Genomic DNA, 18,593 nt, shown 5'->3' on the forward strand with positions numbered 1-18,593 from the left:
TAGTGCATTTCCAACGCTCAATGCTTTAATGCCAGGATATATTCGGCTACGGCCATTTTGGCTTCTTCCGATAAATAATCTTGGGGCGGCATTTCCGGATAGTCTTCCCTCAGGTTTTTTGGAGCTGTGATATAGTCTACTATACCCTGAGGGTTATTCTGGTGAATTGCCTGCAGTATTTCCGTTGGCGGACCTATTAATCTTGTGCCAAAGGCATGACAACCGGCACAGACGCCGTAATAGGTAAGCTCCCCCAATTCTTCAGTGGATACCGATCTTGGTGGCACTGGAGTCGGGGTCATCATGGTTGGTATGTCTTGGGTATCCGTAATTTGTGCCATGCCGTAATTATCCAAACCAAAGGTTCTGTATTTGTTCTTATCCCTTATTGTACTTCCGGTTCCACCGCCATATGCAAAAATATCAGGCCCTTTGGTTTCCATTTGGGTAAGCATTACCGCCTTTAATTCACCTGTCGGGGCATTCCCATTGTCGAACATGATATTGTCTAGTATAACCACCCTGTCAGGATTACCTTCAGAATTGGGGTCATTGGCTTTAGGGTCGCCCGTTGCAAGGTCTACAATGGTAATTCCTGTATTGTTATTCCCAGTTATGATATTGTTCTCTACAATTACATCATCGGCGGCCATGATTAAAATACCCGTGCCCGGAGGAATTCCGGAAACCGTTGATCCGGGGGCACCAAAGTTTTCATGGTTGTTGTTTACCACAAAATTGTTGCGCAAGATTACATCAAAGGTGGTTTTAATAGGCAATCCAGGTGTTACAAAGGCTAATAGTCCCCCCGTATTGTTGTGCGCATAATTGTTTTCTACCAAACAGTGCCTGGAATTTTCAATTTCAATACCCGCAACGTTGTCGAATACTTCGTTTTGTAATACGTCAACATTATGGCACATACCAATATATATGGCGGCATCCGCAATTTTACTTAGGACATTATGCTCCACCAATCCGTTTTTGCCATACTGTGGAAAAATGCCATATACGCCGGTATCTATAATCCAGTTGTTGCGTATTATAAAATTGTTACCGGCTTGGCCCATTATGCCATTGCCTTTGTAGTTGATTATTTTAAAATTCTCAATAAGAATTCCATTGCCCGAATATAGGAAGGCATCGTTAATTTCCTTTTTGCCGTCCAAGGTTGGCCATTCTCCGTTGATTACCACTCCCTGCAGGCTAATATTGTCCTTGTCGATATATACGTTCTCCGAATACGTTCCGGGGTAAACACGTATTAGATCTCCCGGATTAGCCTCTTTCACGGCATTTTGAATGGATGAGCCTTTTTTAACTTCAATGATCTTTCCTGTAAATTCTTGAGCGGAAGCCACTTGTGTAGTGTCGTTCGTAAGCCCTGCATTTCTATATTTTATGGTGGATGGTATTGGAACAGTCTCCACATTTTTTTGTCCAAAAAAAGATTTTCCAATGAATATACCTATTCCTATGAGTAAAATAGAGGTGATGATTTTAATAAAAGGCGATTTTTTCTTCATTTCTTAACTGTTATTTTTTAGGTTGATATTTTAAGTCCGGAAGGCAGGACCTCCGGTATTTTGGGTTTAAACGATTCATCGGTCAAGGTTTTAAGAAAATCCACTAAGCGGTCCAATTCGTAATCGGTTAAATTGGGTTCCCATATATGCCAGTGAATTAACAGATTTTCCCCCTCAGGTACGGCATGCCCTCTACCGTCTGTATAAAATTGAACGGTTTCTCGTAGTGTTTTGAATCTTCCAGAGTGCATATAAGGGGCAGTTTGGGCTATATTCCTAAGACTGGGGACCTTAAATGCCCCTCTTAGGCTTTCGTCATTAAAGGGGATTTCGGCCCCGGGATCCAATGGTAAACCATCTGGTTCGGGGGTGCCAATTACAGCAAATTGTTGATTTGTAAATAGGGGAGGGGTATGGCATTCTGCACAACGGGCTACGAAGGACCTAAATATATTGAGTCCTTCAATTTCTTTTTTATTCAACGCTTCGTCATAACCATGTGCATATTGGTCATATTTACTGTTCAGGGAAACCAAGGAAGATTGGAAAGCCGCAATGGCCTTGGTAATTTCATTGAGAGCAATTGGCTGGTCCCTTTCCCTTTTAGGATATGCTTCCGCAAATAATTTTCTGTAATTTTCAATTTCATTTATAGTATTGAGTAAGTTTTCCGGCGTATTTCCCATTTCATCCTTGGAGAACAACGGTTCCAGCATTTGCTCCTCCAAAGAAGAGGCACGACCGTCCCAAAAGAGTTTTTTTAAATAGCCTACGTTATATAGGGAAGGTGCCGCTCTTTTTAATTTTTGTCCATCCTTACCCTGGCTAGTTGCTAATCCATCGCCTAATCCTTTATCGGGATCATGGCACGTTGCACAGGAAACGGTTTGGTCGGCAGAAAGAGCGGGATCAAAAAATAAATACCTTCCCAAATCAATTTCTTGGGGAGAAAAACCATCCCTAATTTCTGGTAAGGCCGATTTTAAACCTCCTACACCGGCCTTGTTGGTCGTGGCATATTGACTATAAAGATTTTTGGCAATACACTCGTTATTTTCGTTCAGCTTAAATCCGGGAGGGCAGCTGCTTTTTAAAAGAGGAACCGGATAGTAGGCAGTAGGTCTTTGGCCGGCAAAAAATGCGACTGCCATGATTCCTAGAACCGCTACCGATATAATTACTTTTAATATGACCCTACCTTTTTCCACCAGATCTTGTATTATCCTTTGGTTATTCCATAACATTTATATAAAGTATATGTAAAAAATCCTGCCCATCAGGCAAGTCAAATACTTTATATTGACACAAATTAACAATGGTGTTTCAACATCCCATTATGTCTTTGGTACTTTGTGATGAAATATCCCTATTTGGGATTAATGGGGCATTTTTTTTAGTTGAAGGGCTTTTTCGAAATCGGTCTTATAACCGAACGAAACGGGAATTTTTTCCTCAGGGATATATTGTATACCAAGGGTATATCCCTTTTTAGTTTTCTTTGCAGTGCTGATGTGTATAGTATTTACCATATAGGACCTATGGATGCGAATTACCTTAGTGTCCTTGATGATATCCTCCAATTCCTTGAAGCTCATTCTTATGAGTTCTTTGTTGATTTTTTCTCCGGTGAAATAAAAAAGTTCCAAATAATTACCCGCAGATTTGATATATAGCAACTGATTATATTTAATGGCCAATACCACCTTGTTGTTTTCTCCGTTCAAAATCAACAATTCACCGTTTCCCTCACCATTTGTACCTTTTGTATTGAATTGAATTTCTTCTTTAAACGAGGATATTTTTTGATTGATCTGGGCATACCATAAAAACAGGGTATAGGGTACCACCACTACAAGACCTATTTGCCAAAAGGTTAGTAGGAATTCCGAAATTTGCTCTTGAAGTGTTCGCATTGGCGGACTATAGGTAAGCTCAAATATAACGGCCATTAATCCCATCTCCATTAGGCCCCAAGGGAGTAAACTATAGATTTTAAATCTTTTGGGTCCAAATAGGGTACGCAATATAAACTGGGTGAAAATAAAAGCACTAAGACCTATTAAGATAAACTCCCAATAATAATTTTCGCCCCATTTGTTGATGTTGTAAGGGGCATATATATTTATGAAAATAAAGGAATACAGGCTAATAAAGCCAATCAATAGAAGTTTGCTCCTTGTGGAATCCATATAAGGGATATCCTGTTTTAATATTGCTTCTATACGCTTCCTCATAGGCCGGACGGGTTACAAAAACAAGACATGGTAATTTTTTTGATTTTAATGGTTGGTTTATTTAGTACATCGAATCTAGTAAAAATACTTTTTATAGGAATGCCCTCATGGAATTATCTTTTTTGAACCAGCTGTTGAATTCATTTTTGAATATCTTATGGTTCTATTCAAGAAATAGCCGCAAAAAAAGGAGACCGATTCAAAAACTGGACTGAAGAAGGGCTAGAATTAGAACTTTACCTACATCTCTTAAATTCTTCTGGGCTACCAGATTCGGTTTATTTCAATTATTGTTGGAATTTTGTCGTAGTGCACTTGTTTTCATGTCGGCATATCTAGGATCCGGAATATAATCTTGTTTTTGCATTTTTATGACTTCTATGCTTAAGAAGCCAAATTCACTGACCACTTTTCCATAAAAACGATATATACCTCTTCCCCTGAAGAAATATTTTGCTGCCACTGGCGGGAAAAGTACAGTGTCAAAAACCTCCCCGTGTTGATCTATTAATGTGGCAAAATTCATACGGGTACCCTTATGGGTCCGAGTATTTTTTACGGTCACCAGATATCCGTAAATATCAATATTTTTTCCTAGGAAGGCTTCCAAGTCCCTTTTGCCATGTTTGTTGTTGGGAGGTTCCGCCAAAATATCGAACGGACTACAAAGGGTAAACCCCATAAGTTCCAATTGGGTAAAGGCCATTTCCAAATCGGTGGTGTAGAGTTTAGGGATTTCAAAATGTTGGTGATTGGTATTGAACAGTTTAGGGTGGTCCAATTTTGAGTTTTTGGATAACGATAAATGGGCCTGCCATAGGAGTTCGTGCTTGTTTACTCCTGTAAACGCAAAGGCATCAATACGGATAAGGATACTCAATTGTTCTATGGATATAAGGACCCTATCCAGAAAATCGTTCAATGATAAAAATGGGCCATTTGTAGTTCTTTCATTTATAAGCTGCTCTACTACCTTTCCTTCCAAATCCCTGAGGTACATATATCCTAGGTACATTTCTTTCCCATAGATACAATTGGCCATAAAGCTTTTGTTTATGCAGGGCGAATGTATTTTGGCTCCACGCGTTCTGGCCTCGTGGATATAGAATTCGGCACTATAGAATCCCCCGCCATTGTTAAGCACGGCCACCATATATTCCAAAGGGTAATACGCTTTTAGGAATAAGGTCTGATAGCTTTCTACGGCATAGGAAGCTGAATGACCCTTGGCAAAGGCGTAGCCAGCGAAACTTGCAATCTGGTCCCAGATTTCAAAAATAAGCTTATCGTCATAGCCCTTCTTTCTACAGTTGTCCACAAACTTATCCTTTACTTTTTGGAACTCTTCCCTGGAGCGAAACTTGCCGCTCATACCTCGCCTTAGAACGTCAGCTTCGCCTAGCGTAAGATCGGCAAAATAGTGGGCTACCTTAATTACATCCTCCTGATAGACCATTACGCCGTAGGTTTCAGGCATAATGGAAAGCATAACCGGATGCGCTCTTTCCTTGGCACGTTTTGGGTCTCGATGGCGCAAGATGTATTCCCGCATCATTCCACTTTTGGCCACTCCCGGGCGTATAATGGAACTGGCAGCTACCAATCCCAAATAATTATCGACCTCCAGTTTCTTTAGCAACATCCGCATTGCTGGGGATTCTACATAAAAGCACCCCATACATTGGGCGCTCTTTACCAAGTTGTTGATGACGGGGTCATTTTTAAACTGGACAACATCATGAATATCAAAGCTACCTATTTCTGCTGGTTGGTTATACCCAATGATTTCCAAGGTCTCTTCAATTTTGGCCAAACCGCGTTGAGATAGGATGTCAAATTTAAAAAGGCCAATATCTTCAGCAATCACCATATCGAACTGGGTGGTAGGATACCCCTTGGGAGGGAGGTGGGTAGCTGAAAAATAATGAATGGGTTTTTCGGTTATAAGGATACCACCGGCGTGGATACTCAGATAATTGGGCATTCCCTTAAGCAATTGTCCGTACTTGAGGACCAATAAGGCTACCTCATCCAATTCGGAAACAATGTATTTTCTATCGCATAAAATATCTATTTCCTCTTTGGGGAGTCCAAACACCTTGCCCAATTCACGTACTACCCCTTTTTCCTGAAAAGTAACATAGGTGCCCAAGAGTGAAACGTTGGGAAAGCGTTCAAAAATATATTGGGTCATGGCTTCGCGGTCCTTCCATGAAAAGTCTATGTCAAAATCGGGTGGGTTTACACGGTATAGGTTAATGAAGCGTTCAAAATAAAGATCTAGTTCAATGGGATCCACATCGGTAATGTGGAGCAGGTAAGCTACTATACTGTTCGCTCCGCTTCCTCGGCCCACATAAAAGAAGCCCTGCTTCCTAGCATGGGAAACAATGTCCCAATTAATTAGAAAGTAGGATACAAATCCCATTTTCTTGATCAAGTCCAATTCCTTTTTAAGCCGATCCAGTATTACCGCATCTATTTTAACGTGTTTATATCTTTCCGGTAGGCCTTTTTGGCACAATTCTTCCAAAAGAGCCTCGTCCTTTTTAGTATCACCAAGGTAAGTGGCAAGATTTTGAGGCTTTCTGTCTTCTGAAAAATCAAAATAAATATTACAGGATTGTATTAAGCGCTCGGTGTTTTCCAAAATAAACTGATATTCGGAAAAGGCGGATAATAAATCATTCAAAGGAAGCATTTTTTCTGCCGGATCGGCTTCCTCGGTTTGGGTCAGTTTACTCAAGAGAATATTGTTGTCAATGGCGCGTAGCAGGCGGTGTGCATTAAAATCACGTTTATTGCGAAAGGTAACAGCTTGCTGTACCACCAATTTGTCCTTATGGGCCATTATTTCGCTAAAGGGTAACCGCCTTAGATCTCTAATGGAAATTCCTATAAACTCATGCTCCAAAAAGGATTCCTGCCTATTTGTTAATGCTTTTTCGAAAGGATATATAACAAAGACGTCATTAAATACAGGAGCTCGGGATTCAATTTTTTTCTCATGGTGCAGGTGTTCGGACAAGAAATTGTTCAACTCCTGATATCCATTATTGTTTTTGGCCAAACCAACAAAACATTGGTCTACCCCGTTTCTGAAGTCGATTCCCAAGATTGGTTTAATGCCGCTTTCCTGCGCTGTTCTTACAAAGTTTAATCCTGCCGAGGTGTTGTTGATATCCGTAAGGGCCAAGTGACTTATATTGTTCTTTTTGGCCAATTCCAAGAGTTCTATCTCGGATAGGGTTCCAAAACGTAGACTGTAATATGTATGGCAGTTTAAATACATGTTAGGATTTACTGTATCCCCAATTCCAATACCTAAAATACAACTTGGGATAAGGCGCTTATTACCCCGGTATTAGGTTTGGGCAATTTGTAATTTTTAAATTGATATTTTGGCATATCACCTATAATATAGTGCGGATATACCAATAAAATTTCTATTGCTAAAGATAAGGCTTATTGACCCATCTCGTTCTCCATAGAGTTATTTTGTTGAGCCCAGTTGTAAGATCTATGGCAACAAATACGGTTGAAAATTATTTGGCCAAGTTGAAGTAATGGTGGACTGCTGCTAATGGTTGTTTGGCCACAACTAGTTGCGTTTGCTCCTATTTTCCCATTTAAGGTCTTGTAGAATGGAACTCTTTATTCCTATGAAGAAATACCAACGTTTGTAGGTGCCAAAGGGAGTCCAGTTAAAGTTCATTCTAAAACTTTTAAGGTCTCTCTCAAAACGCAATTGTGTTAGGGTAAAACCTTTGTTCTTGAAATCATAACCCGATGAACCTCCAATTTTCCATCTCGGGGAAAGTTGAATGTTTCCCGAAAACATTAAAGAATGGCTGCCAATGGTGTTTTGCCTATTGGAATTGCTATAATTAACGGCATAGGCGAGTCGTAGATCCCAGGGCAATTTTGTTCCATAAACGGGGTTTTCCACATCGTCCGAAACCTTGTCCCTTTCGTCTTCCGGTCTATTTTCGTTAAAGTCGTTGGCCCTGCCAAAAAGGTCGTCATCCCTACCTCCACTTGCTGCTACATAGTCATATTCATCCTTGTCATCTTCCTTCTTTTCGTCTTTCTTTTTTCCAAAAGTTTCGCTGCTAAGGGAGTAGCTAAGGTTGGCTCTTGCGGTTGTAAGCCTAAATAGGCTACCGCCGTTGTCCACATTGAAGGTGTTTATTCGGGTTCCGTTATTGTCTATGGCGTATGGATCCAAACTGGCACCAAAGTTAATGGCCATTTTATTGTTGAGGATGTTAGTTCCACCACTAAGGTTCAAAGGACTTAGCTTTAAAGAATCTGCTTCAAAATTATATCCGGTCGAGAGGTTAAGATTGCTCAGGAGCGATATTTTTTTGGGTTTCGTTGCCGTTGAATCTTTATCGCGCACCTTGGCTTCAAATTGATTGCCAAGGGAAAAACTCATTGAACTGGATTTGTTGAGCCCAGGGGCACCGTTTAAAGTTCCCTCAAACCTGCTGTATAATTCCAGTTCATCATCGGCACCGATATAGCTGTCATAATATTGATCGAAAGATGGGGTATAGCCATAACTAACAGATGGCCGCATAACGTGCCTGATGGCCTGAATTTTTTTATCCTCCCCAAAGTTTACCAGACCGTATAAAGTGGTCCCGATACTAGCGCTAAAATTATATGTACCATAGCGATCAAATCCATTAATGGTATCCGTAACCACTTCACGTTTGGTGTCCAAGTCATAACCCCTCTCATAGGTTTCTATGGCCCAAACGTCTTCATAGGAACCACCTACACTTACGCTAAAATGTTTGGCTACTTTAAAATTGGTGCTTAGGGGAATGGAGTTTCTGGCGCCGAAACGTGAATTTTCGAACATTCTACTCGTCAAGAAATCATCTTCCGTAGTAGAAATACTATTTCGTGCGTTTAGGTTATACTGAAAGTTTACATTTTGAATAATTCCCTTTTTTATGCCTTCGCGGGGAGCAAAAGGAAATATACGCTCCATACTAGCTTGCAAGGTGGGTAGGGTTACATCAACTATCCCCGTATTGGTGTTTTGGTTATGAGTGGCCGTTAAACTTAAGTTTACGGACGGATATTCAGGGAATGTCTTGGAATAGGATATGGAGGATGATAAATTGTTTACCTGGGTATTGGGTAGGTTCTGTTGCAACAAGGAATTTCTGTAATAGGAACTACTCCCGAGGTTTACCGAGGCCTGAAACCTGGAATTAGGATTGCTTTTGGCATCTTGGGCATGTGAAACCTGAATATTGTATATGGTAGATCTACTGTAATCGCTAAACCCTTTCTGACTGGTGACCAGGTTTTCATATCTAAAATTTACATTCCCTCTATACTTATATCTTTTACTGTATACAGATTGGGTTCTAAATCCATAACTACCATTGGTATAGAGATCGCCCGTAAGGGTAAGATCTACATAATCGTTTATGGGAACATAGTAACCACCGTTCTGCAAAAAATATCCCCTGTCAGGGTCGCTCCCAAAAGTGGGCATCATTACTCCTGCCGTTCGGCCAACGGTCAAGGGAAAATAAGCAAAAGGAAGTGCCACAGGGGTGGGTACATCGGCTATATATAGGTTGCTGAACCCGGCAATTACCTTCTTTTGTGGTACAAATTTGGCCTTTTTTACGCGGATATAATAATCTGGGTTTACGGTATCCTTGGAGGTAGTTAGCTTGCCTTCGCTTAGAAAGTAAACAGAATCATTTTCTTTTTTGGTAATCTCGGCGTAGACCTTCATGGCATCACTGCCCAATTGGCCCAGACCGGCCTGTTGTTCCGTTCTGGAATTCCAAATAATCGCTTTTTGGGTGTCAAAATTAAATCGTATGGAATCCGGAATTACTTCATTCGTTCCTTGTTTAAAAAAAGGCAGTTGCGTATAATTTCCCAAAGAATCCTTTAAACGCCCTGCGTAGACTTCATTTTTTATGTAGTCCATTATAATTATCCCGGCCTTTAATTCGGTATCTTGGTAATAGAGTTCAGCCTCGTTATAAAGGTATATTTTTTGGTCTTTTTGACTCATCTTCACATAATCCTTTGCCTTGTATTTTATTTTGTCCAAGAGAAGCGGTTTTTTACCGTTTAAAGAGTCTACTTTTGTAGTATCCGTTAAAAGGGTATCCTTCAATTTGGGGTCGGGCAATAATGGCGCTTTTATAGTATCCCTAAAGGCAACAATGGGCAGGGACTTGATTTGGTCTTCTTGGCCAGATGCAGTAAATGCACCAAATAATAGGAGCAATAGGAAAAGTACATGATGTTTATTTGATTGCAAAGCTATATATCCTATTTTTGTAACGGTTTAGCTACATTTTGGGTTCAAACTTACATATATTTTTTGTACTGCCTGTAGGGTATTGCGATAAATTTAACCTAATTAAAAGATCAAATTATCTCTTGTGATATGAATATGAAACGGTTTTATATTATTCCTTTAATTATTTTAACATTTTTTCTGACTTCCTTTGATAAATATATGGAAGCCAATGACAATGACGGAAAATTTGTCGTGGTTTTGGATGCCGGTCATGGGGGGCATGATCCAGGAAACTTGGGGAACGGGTATTTGGAAAAAAATATAGCCTTAAAGATTGTACTTAAGGTGGGAGAAATTTTGGAAAAGAATCCCAATATCAAGGTTATTTACACACGCAAGGACGATACCTTTGTGGATTTGTACCTTAGGGGGGAAATAGCCAATAAGGCCAATGCTGATTTATTCGTTTCCGTACATTGTGATTCGCATAGTTCCGATGCCCATGGGGCAGGCACTTTTGTCCTTGGATTACACGCTAATAAACAGAACTTTGAAATAGCAAAAAAGGAAAACTCGGTAATATATCTGGAAGATAATTATGAAAGTAGATACGCTGCCTACGATATTAATTCCCCTGAATCCATAATTGGTCTTACCATTATGCAGGAAGAGTTTCTAGATCAAAGTATCAATCTTGCCAAAATGATGCAAGATAATTTTTCAATCAAGTTAAAAAGAACTGATAGAAAGGTAAAGCAAGCCGGTTTTATAGTGCTTCACCAGACTTTTATGCCCAGCGTCTTGGTGGAAACAGGTTTTTTGACCAATAGGGATGAAGGGGCCTATTTAAATTCATCAAAAGGGCATGCTGAAATGGGCAAGGCGATTGCCGATGCCATTTTGACCTATAAGGAAGAGATGATATCCGGTAGAGATCAGATTGCTATGAACACTACCCCTGTTGCTCAGGAGCCGGTCAAGGAACCGGCCGAAAAATCAGTATCTAGTGCAGGGGCAAAGGATAAGAAATCCGAACAACTTGTTCTTGAACAAAAACCGGTAAAGAACATTCCGAAGACCGTTCTTGTGGTAAAGAATGAATCAGACAATACAACAAAGGAAATTGTAAAAGAACCTGTTGAGAAAGAAACTGTTGAGAAAGAAACGCCCAAGGTAGTTGAAAAGGCACCCAAGAAAACTGAAAATATATTTTTTAAGGTACAAATTTTTGCCAGTTCTAGAAACATTCCATTGAATTCAGAGAACTTTAAAGGGCTAAATACCTTATCCAAAGAACCTTACAATAATTTGTACCGTTATATGTATGGTAATACGGATTCCCATTTCCAAGCCACACTTCTAAAGAGCAATGCAGATGCCAAAGGGTATGATACATCTTATATAGTAGCCTATAAAGATGGGGTACGTATTTCTGAAACGGAGGCTCTTAAATACGTTTCGGAATAATAGTCGCTCTTCTAAAAATTATTTCTAATTTTGTTAGGAACTGAAAACAAAAGCTTTTGAAAATATCTAGGGAAATAAAAACGGGTATTATAGTCTTGGGGGGGATTCTTTTATTCATACTTGGTTTTAGTTATTTAAAATCTACGCCTCTTTTCGATAATAGCAAAACTTTCCATGCAGTATATCATCATGTGGGAGGTTTACAGTCCGGGACTCAGGTTACCATCAACGGCTTCTCCGTGGGAAAAGTTAATGATATTAAATTCAATGATGCCTCAGGGAATCTATTGGTGACCTTTACGGTGGACAACAGCTTCTCATTTTCCAAAAACAGTAGTGCAGAATTGTATGATACTGGAATTATCGGGGGAAAGGGAATACAGATCAAGCCCGTTTTTGATGATGCCGACATGGCTAAATCTGGAGATACATTACCTTCCAGCACCAGACCTGGCCTTACGGAACTGGTACAGCAACGCTTGACTCCATTGCAAATGAAAGTGGAAGGAGCCGTAACCAATGCCGATTCCCTTTTGATGAACGTTAATGATATTTTGGATCTAAAAACTAAAAAGGATTTAAGGGAGAGTATTGCAGGTCTAAACATTTTGGTGAAAAGTTTTCAGGGCAGCGCCAATTCTCTAAATAGTCTTTTAGCGGACAATCAAGATAACCTGAACAAATCCCTTTCGAATTTAAGTGTCATTACCGAGAATTTTAATAAGCTTTCGGATACGCTGGCCAACGCTGGTTTGGGGGAGACCATAAAAAATTTGCAATCCACTATGGGCAACATTAATAATATGATGGCTAAAATTGAAGGCGGTGAGGGTTCCTTGGGAAAATTGGTTAATGACAAAGTGCTGTATAACAATCTAGCTGACGCTTCTAGGGAATTGGATTTATTATTGCAGGATTTTCGTTTAAATCCAAAGCGGTATGTAAATGTTTCCGTATTTGGTAAAAAGCAAATAGATTACGCTGTTCCTGAAGAAGACCCGGCAGAAAAATAGAGAACCACAATATGGATTTTATCCCTAATATTATTTTTGCAATTATACTTTTTGCGGGAATTGGATTTTTTGCAAGAAATATTAAAAAACTCTCCCGAAATATTAAATTGGGTAAAGAGGTCGACACCAGTGATAATAAATCCCAACGATGGAACAATATGTTCAGGATTGGACTGGGACAGACCAAAATGGTAGTCCGTCCTATTGCGGGAATTCTTCATATTATAGTCTATCTAGGTTTTATCATTATCAATATTGAGGTCCTCGAGATTATTATAGATGGTCTTTTTGGGACCCATAGGATATTTGCCTTTTTGGGTGGACTTTACAGTTTTCTAATAGGATCTTTTGAAATACTGGCCTTACTGGTCATTATTGCGGTGGTAATTTTTTGGATTCGTAGAAATGTAATTAAGTTAAGGAGATTCTTGAATCCTGAGATGAGTGGCTGGCCAAAAAAGGATGGGAATTTAATTCTGTATATAGAATTGGTCCTGATGATACTTTTTTTGACTATGAACGCCGCGGATTATCAATTGCAGCAAATGGATGCCGTGCATTACACCAAGGCTGGGGCTTTTCCTGTAAGCCAGTTTATAGCTCCCTTGTTTCAAGAAATGTCGATGTCTTCCATTATTTTGATAGAAAGATCGGCATGGTGGTTACATATCGTTGGTATTCTAATGTTCTTGAATTATTTATATTATTCCAAACACCTACATATTTTATTGGCATTTCCAAATACGTATTTTGGAAAACTAAGACCTAAGGGACAGTTCGATAATTTGGAGGCGGTGACCAAGGAAGTAAGGTTGATGATGGATCCCAGTGCCGATCCATTTGCTGCCCCAGATGAAAATGCCCCCATACCTGAAAAATTTGGTGCTTCGGATGTAATGGACCTTAAATGGGTGCAATTGCTTAATGCCTACACCTGTACGGAATGTGGGCGATGTACCAGTGAATGCCCGGCCAACCAAACGGGTAAAGAGTTGTCCCCTCGTAAAATTATGATGGATACTAGGGATAGATTGGAAGAAGTTGGCAAGAATATTGATGCCAATAAGGGAGAGTTTGTTGCAGATGGCAAACAGTTGTTGGGAGATTATATAACCCATGAGGAGCTTTGGGCCTGTACCTCCTGCAATGCTTGTGTAGAGGCCTGCCCCGTAAGTATCGACCCTTTGTCTATTATAATGGATATGCGTCAATATTTGGTAATGGAGCAATCGGCCGCTCCATCGGACCTAAATAATATGATGGGAAATATAGAAAATAATGGAGCCCCTTGGCCGTTTAACCAAATGGATAGGCTCAATTGGTCCAAGGAATCATAAAGAAATTACCGTACCATGGAAAATGAACTGAAAGTGCCTACAATGGCAGAACTTTTTGCAGCAGGCCAACAACCGGAAGTATTATTTTGGGTAGGTTGCGCGGGAAGTTTTGATGATCGGGCAAAAAAAATAACAAAGGCCTTTGTTAGAATTTTGAATAAGGCGAATGTTAGCTTTGCCGTTCTGGGCACCGAAGAGAGCTGTACGGGAGATCCTGCAAAAAGGGCAGGTAATGAATTTTTGTTTCAAATGCAGGCAGTGACCAATATTGAGGTTTTAAACGCCTACGAGGTAAAGAAAGTGGTTACGGCTTGCCCTCATTGTTTTAATACCCTAAAAAACGAATATCCGAGCCTTGGAGGTAGTTATGAGGTGGTGCATCATACCCAATTTCTAAAGCAGTTGTTGGATGAAGGACGTATAAGTATGGAAGGGGGGCAGTTTAAGGGTAAAAAAATTACTTTTCACGATCCCTGCTATTTGGGGAGGGCCAACAATGTGTATGAAGCTCCGCGTGAACTGATACGCAAGTTGGATGCCGAACTGGTGGAAATGAAGAATTGTAAAAAACGGGGATTGTGTTGTGGTGCCGGAGGGGCTCAAATGTTCAAAGAGCCCGAAAAAGGCAGTAAGGATATTAATGTGGAACGTACGGAACAAGCCTTGGACACCAAACCAGAAATAATCGCCGCAGGATGTCCATTTTGCAATACTATGCTGACCGATGGTGTTAAGAATAAGGAAAAAGAGAGCTCGGTGGCGGTAATGGATATTGCCGAGTTGATCGCCAGCGCGGAAGATTTGTAAATTTGTCGAAACAATAACCAAGATATCCTTGGCTTACTCGCAATGAGTATGCATAAGGATATTGGAATAAAAGCAAATAACCACACTTTATAATTTGACCAGCCAAGATAAAGACCAGGTAGAATTGAACCAAACGATTAACTAAATGTACAGTCGTTTGGAGGAACATTAAAAATTTAATAAATGCTCGTAGAATTTAACACATTGCCGGATGAATCTAGAGTTTGGATCTTTCAAGCCAGTAGAAGTTTTTCTGAAGAAGAATTGCAGCAGCTAAGGCAGGAACTGGATACCTTTATCGCGGATTGGACCGCTCATGGCAGCGATTTGCGCGCTGGCTATGAAATTAGGTATAAAAGATTTATTATTCTAGCCTTGGACCAAACCTTAAATGTTGCTTCCGGTTGCTCGATCGATGCTTCGGTTCGTTTCATACAGCAGTTGGAGAAGAAATACAATGTGGAACTTTTGGACAAAATGAATGTTTCTTATAAGCAGGGCGATTTTGTGGCATACAAATCTTTGGTCGACTTCAAGAAAATGGCCAAGCAAAAAGCGGTTTCCAAAAACACCATTGTCTTTAATAACTTGGTTACCAATAAGCACGAATACCAAAATCATTGGGAGGTGCCGGCAGAAGAAAGCTGGCATGGTCGTTTTATGTAAGGAACGTCCGCTGAAAATACAGCTCAACCATGGGTTTGGGTCGTATTTCGGATAAGTACAATAATTCAAATAATTCTTAGTTACCATCAAAGATGGATTTTTTTATGCGCATAAATCATATAGTCTTACTATTTTTTATATCAATTTATACTATTCAAAGTCAAATAAACCCATTGGTTACCAAGGATACTTTGTCTCAACGTAACTGGGTAGAGACTACATATAGTCAAATGTCCCTTGATGAAAGATTGGGACAGTTGTTTATGGTTATGGTTACTTCTGATCAGGATAAGGCAAGTACGGAAAAAACCAAAAAGTTGATCAAGGATCATCATATTGGGGGTGTCATCTTCTCCACTGGAGGTCCTGTCCGCCAAGCACAATTGACCAACGATTTTCAAAGGAATTCAAAAATTCCATTGATGGTCGGTATGGACGCCGAATGGGGACTGGCTATGAGATTGGATTCTACCTATGCCTTCCCTTGGAATATGACTTTGGGGGCAATCAAGGACAATGCCATAGTTGAAAAAGTAGGAAACCGGATAGGTAAACACGCCAAAAGATTGGGGGTGCACATTAATTTTGCCCCTGACATTGATATCAATATTAACCCAAAGAATCCAATAATAGGGAATCGTTCCTTTGGTGAGGACCGGGAAAATGTGGCTCAAAAAGGGATTGCCTTTATGAAAGGTATGGAAAACGCCGGAGTATTATCCAGCGGGAAGCATTTTCCAGGACATGGGGATACCGCGGTGGATTCGCACAAAGCTTTGCCCGTAATCGACTTTACAAGGGAGCGTTTGGACAGTATTGAACTGTATCCCTATAGGAAACTGATCAAGGAGGGCTTAAGTAGTGTCATGGTGGCCCATTTAAGCGTACCCAGCTTGGAAATTAAGGAAGGTTACCCATCGTCCTTATCCGAACAGATTATTGGAGATGTTTTGCAGGAACAGCTTAACTTCAAGGGATTGGTATTCACCGATGCACTAAATATGAAGGGAGTATCCAATTTTGCTAAGGAAGGCGAAGTAGAGCTTTCGGCATTTTTGGCGGGTAATGATATTCTCTTAATGCCTTTGGATGTTGCCAAGGCCAAGGTTAAACTTTTGGAAGCCTATAATAGAGGTAGGATTACCGAAAATAGGTTGGCTACTTCCGTTAAGAAGATTTTGATGGCAAAATATAAGGTAGGACTAAACAACTATAAACCTATAGAAACTAAAAACCTATATGAAGATTTAAATTCATTGGAAGATGATATACTTTATGAGGAGGCTATGGAGAACGCCATTACCGTGGTTAAAAACGATTTTTCTTTGATGGCCATCAAGAAGTTGGAAAACAAGAAAATTGCCTATGTAAAATTCGGGGATGCAGAAAGTGATCCCTTTCTGAAAGAATTGAACAAATATGCTACTGTAACACAGATAAACGGTAAGGATATAACCACCTTAAAACAGAGGTTAAGTGATTATAATTTGGTAATCATTGGCCTTCATAAGAGTAATGAGAGTCCATGGAAAGCCTATAAATTTACCAAAAATGAACTGTCCTGGTTAGGGGAAATAGCGAGGGAGCGTACCTCCAATCTTATTCTGGCCGTATTTGCAAAGCCCTACGCTCTTTTGGATGTGACGTCTTTTGAAAGTATTGACGCGGTGATCGTAGGATATCAAAATAGTACTATAGCCCAGGAAAAAACGGCGCAGATAATTTTTGGGGCTCTTCCAGCAAAGGGGATTTTACCTGTAACCTCCAATACAGACTTTCCTGTTAATACCTCCATTTCTTTAGAATCCTTAATGCGCTTGGGATACAGCTTTCCGGAGAGGGTGGGTGTAAGTTCTACAAAATTGGCAAAAGTGGATGAAATGGTTAAAAATGGAATAGACTCCCTGATGTTTCCTGGTGCCCAAGTCGTTGTAGCGAGGAAGGGAAAAGTAATTTACAATAAAGGGTTTGGGCACCCAACTTATCAATCCGAAGAAAAGATAACACCCCATCATATTTATGATCTGGCATCGATTACCAAGATATTGGCAACCTTGCCCATGGTAATGAAGATGGAGGAGGAGGGGAAAATTGCCTTGGACAATACTTTCGAGGAACTTATACCGGCATACTCCAATTCAGATCTAAAAAATGTCACAGTCCTTAAGGCTTTGTCGCATTATGGCAGATTGCCGGCCTGGATAGCTTTTTATATTAATACTTTGGATGACAAAAGAAAACCTTCCAATGAATTTTACCGGCAGCAGCCAACCAACGGCTATTCCGTTAAGGTGGCAGATCAACTATACATAACGGATGTGTATAATGATTCCATCTATAACAGAATTGGAAGGCAACACCTTAAATCCAATAGATATCGCTACAGTGATATAGCCTATTATGTGATGAAAAAGTACATAGAGGATACGTATAAAGAACGCTTGGATAGTTTGGCAGAAGAGTTTATATATAAGCCCCTTGGGGCCACGCATACAAGTTTTAATCCCCTAAACAGGTTTTTAAAAGGAGACATTGTTCCTTCGGAGGAGGATAATTATTATAGGTACCAGACGGTCCAGGGTTATGTACATGATATGGGGGCCGCAATGCAGGGCGGAGTAGGGGGGCATGCCGGACTTTTCAGTAATGCCAATGATGTTGCTAAGATTATGCAGATGTATTTGCAAAATGGTTTTTATGGGGGACAACAGTTTTTCGAGGCCAGAACGGTAAAGAAGTTCAATACCTGTTACTTTTGTGATAGAAATGTAAGGCGTGGTATAGGTTTTGATAAACCAGAACCACATGGGGGTGGCCCCGCCTGCAGTTTAGTTTCCAGGAAAAGCTTTGGGCATAGTGGCTTCACAGGAACTTATACCTGGGCCGATCCCGAAAAGGATTTGGTATATGTTTTTTTATCCAACCGAACCTACCCTTCGGCTTCCAATACGCTATTAGTTAAATCTGGGTTAAGAACACGGATTCAAAAGGCCATTTATGAAGCGATTATAAATTAAACCTTTTCTTTGTAAAAACATAAACCAGTATTCGTTAGGGGAAGAATATCATTTTTTTTGTTAAGCTGCTTGAAATTTTCTCCGAACTCGTTCGACTAAACTGATTATGAAGAACCGCAGTAATAGGATGATCGAGTATTGGTGGAAGTAGCTTGGCTTTGATATTTGATATAAGGGAATTGATGGAAATATGGCATTTACCGTAGGGCAATGATTGTTATAATAGTAAATGTTGGT

General features: G+C 40.1%; 11 protein-coding genes. 6 read left to right on the forward strand and 5 right to left on the reverse strand.

Annotation, left to right across the window (positions count from 1 at the left end):
* Positions 1-17: 17 nt before the first annotated feature.
* The 5 genes from MWU84_RS16250 to MWU84_RS16270 all read right to left on the reverse strand — a co-directional run bounded on the left by MWU84_RS16250 (position 18) and on the right by MWU84_RS16270 (position 10,067).
* Positions 18-1,526: a parallel beta-helix domain-containing protein gene (locus MWU84_RS16250; protein ID WP_246903548.1), complete on the reverse strand. Its 1,509-nt coding sequence runs from the start codon at positions 1,524-1,526 to the stop codon at positions 18-20.
* Between the two features lie 17 nt (positions 1,527-1,543).
* Entirely contained in the window at positions 1,544-2,770 is a 1,227-nt protein-coding gene (locus MWU84_RS16255) for a cytochrome c peroxidase (protein WP_246903551.1), read from the reverse strand.
* 132 nt (positions 2,771-2,902) lie between these two features.
* Positions 2,903-3,760, reverse strand: a complete 858-nt coding sequence (locus MWU84_RS16260; RefSeq protein WP_246903555.1) for a LytTR family DNA-binding domain-containing protein — start codon at positions 3,758-3,760, stop codon at positions 2,903-2,905.
* 283 nt (positions 3,761-4,043) lie between these two features.
* Positions 4,044-7,052 carry a DNA polymerase III subunit alpha gene (gene dnaE / locus MWU84_RS16265; RefSeq protein WP_246903559.1) on the reverse strand — a complete coding sequence of 1,003 codons (3,009 nt, stop codon included), beginning with the start codon at positions 7,050-7,052 and terminating at the stop codon, positions 4,044-4,046.
* Positions 7,053-7,361: 309 nt separating this feature from the next.
* Positions 7,362-10,067 (reverse strand): putative LPS assembly protein LptD, encoded by a 2,706-nt coding sequence (locus tag MWU84_RS16270; RefSeq protein WP_246903562.1) that lies wholly within the window; start codon positions 10,065-10,067, stop codon positions 7,362-7,364.
* 129 nt (positions 10,068-10,196) lie between these two features.
* On the opposite strand from MWU84_RS16270, the gene MWU84_RS16275 reads away from it, so the two are divergent.
* The 6 genes from MWU84_RS16275 (at position 10,197) to MWU84_RS16300 (ending at position 18,356) form a co-directional block, all read left to right on the forward strand.
* Positions 10,197-11,516 (forward strand): N-acetylmuramoyl-L-alanine amidase, encoded by a 1,320-nt coding sequence (locus tag MWU84_RS16275; protein ID WP_246903564.1) that lies wholly within the window; start codon positions 10,197-10,199, stop codon positions 11,514-11,516.
* A gap of 56 nt (positions 11,517-11,572) precedes the next feature.
* A complete protein-coding gene (locus tag MWU84_RS16280) occupies positions 11,573-12,529 on the forward strand; it encodes an MlaD family protein (RefSeq protein ID WP_246903566.1) in 957 nt (318 codons plus the stop codon).
* Positions 12,530-12,540: 11 nt separating this feature from the next.
* Entirely contained in the window at positions 12,541-13,866 is a 1,326-nt protein-coding gene (locus tag MWU84_RS16285) for a (Fe-S)-binding protein (RefSeq protein ID WP_246903568.1), read from the forward strand.
* A 15-nt stretch (positions 13,867-13,881) separates the two neighbouring features.
* A complete protein-coding gene (locus tag MWU84_RS16290) occupies positions 13,882-14,673 on the forward strand; it encodes a (Fe-S)-binding protein (RefSeq protein WP_246903569.1) in 792 nt (263 codons plus the stop codon).
* A 183-nt stretch (positions 14,674-14,856) separates the two neighbouring features.
* Positions 14,857-15,339 (forward strand): ABC transporter ATPase, encoded by a 483-nt coding sequence (locus MWU84_RS16295; RefSeq protein ID WP_246903571.1) that lies wholly within the window; start codon positions 14,857-14,859, stop codon positions 15,337-15,339.
* Between the two features lie 104 nt (positions 15,340-15,443).
* Positions 15,444-18,356, forward strand: a complete 2,913-nt coding sequence (locus MWU84_RS16300; protein WP_246903583.1) for a glycoside hydrolase family 3 N-terminal domain-containing protein — start codon at positions 15,444-15,446, stop codon at positions 18,354-18,356.
* Positions 18,357-18,593 lie beyond the last annotated feature (237 nt).

Origin of the sequence: Arenibacter sp. F20364, from assembly GCF_023015905.1 — a bacterium.
GTDB lineage: Bacteria > Bacteroidota > Bacteroidia > Flavobacteriales > Flavobacteriaceae > Arenibacter.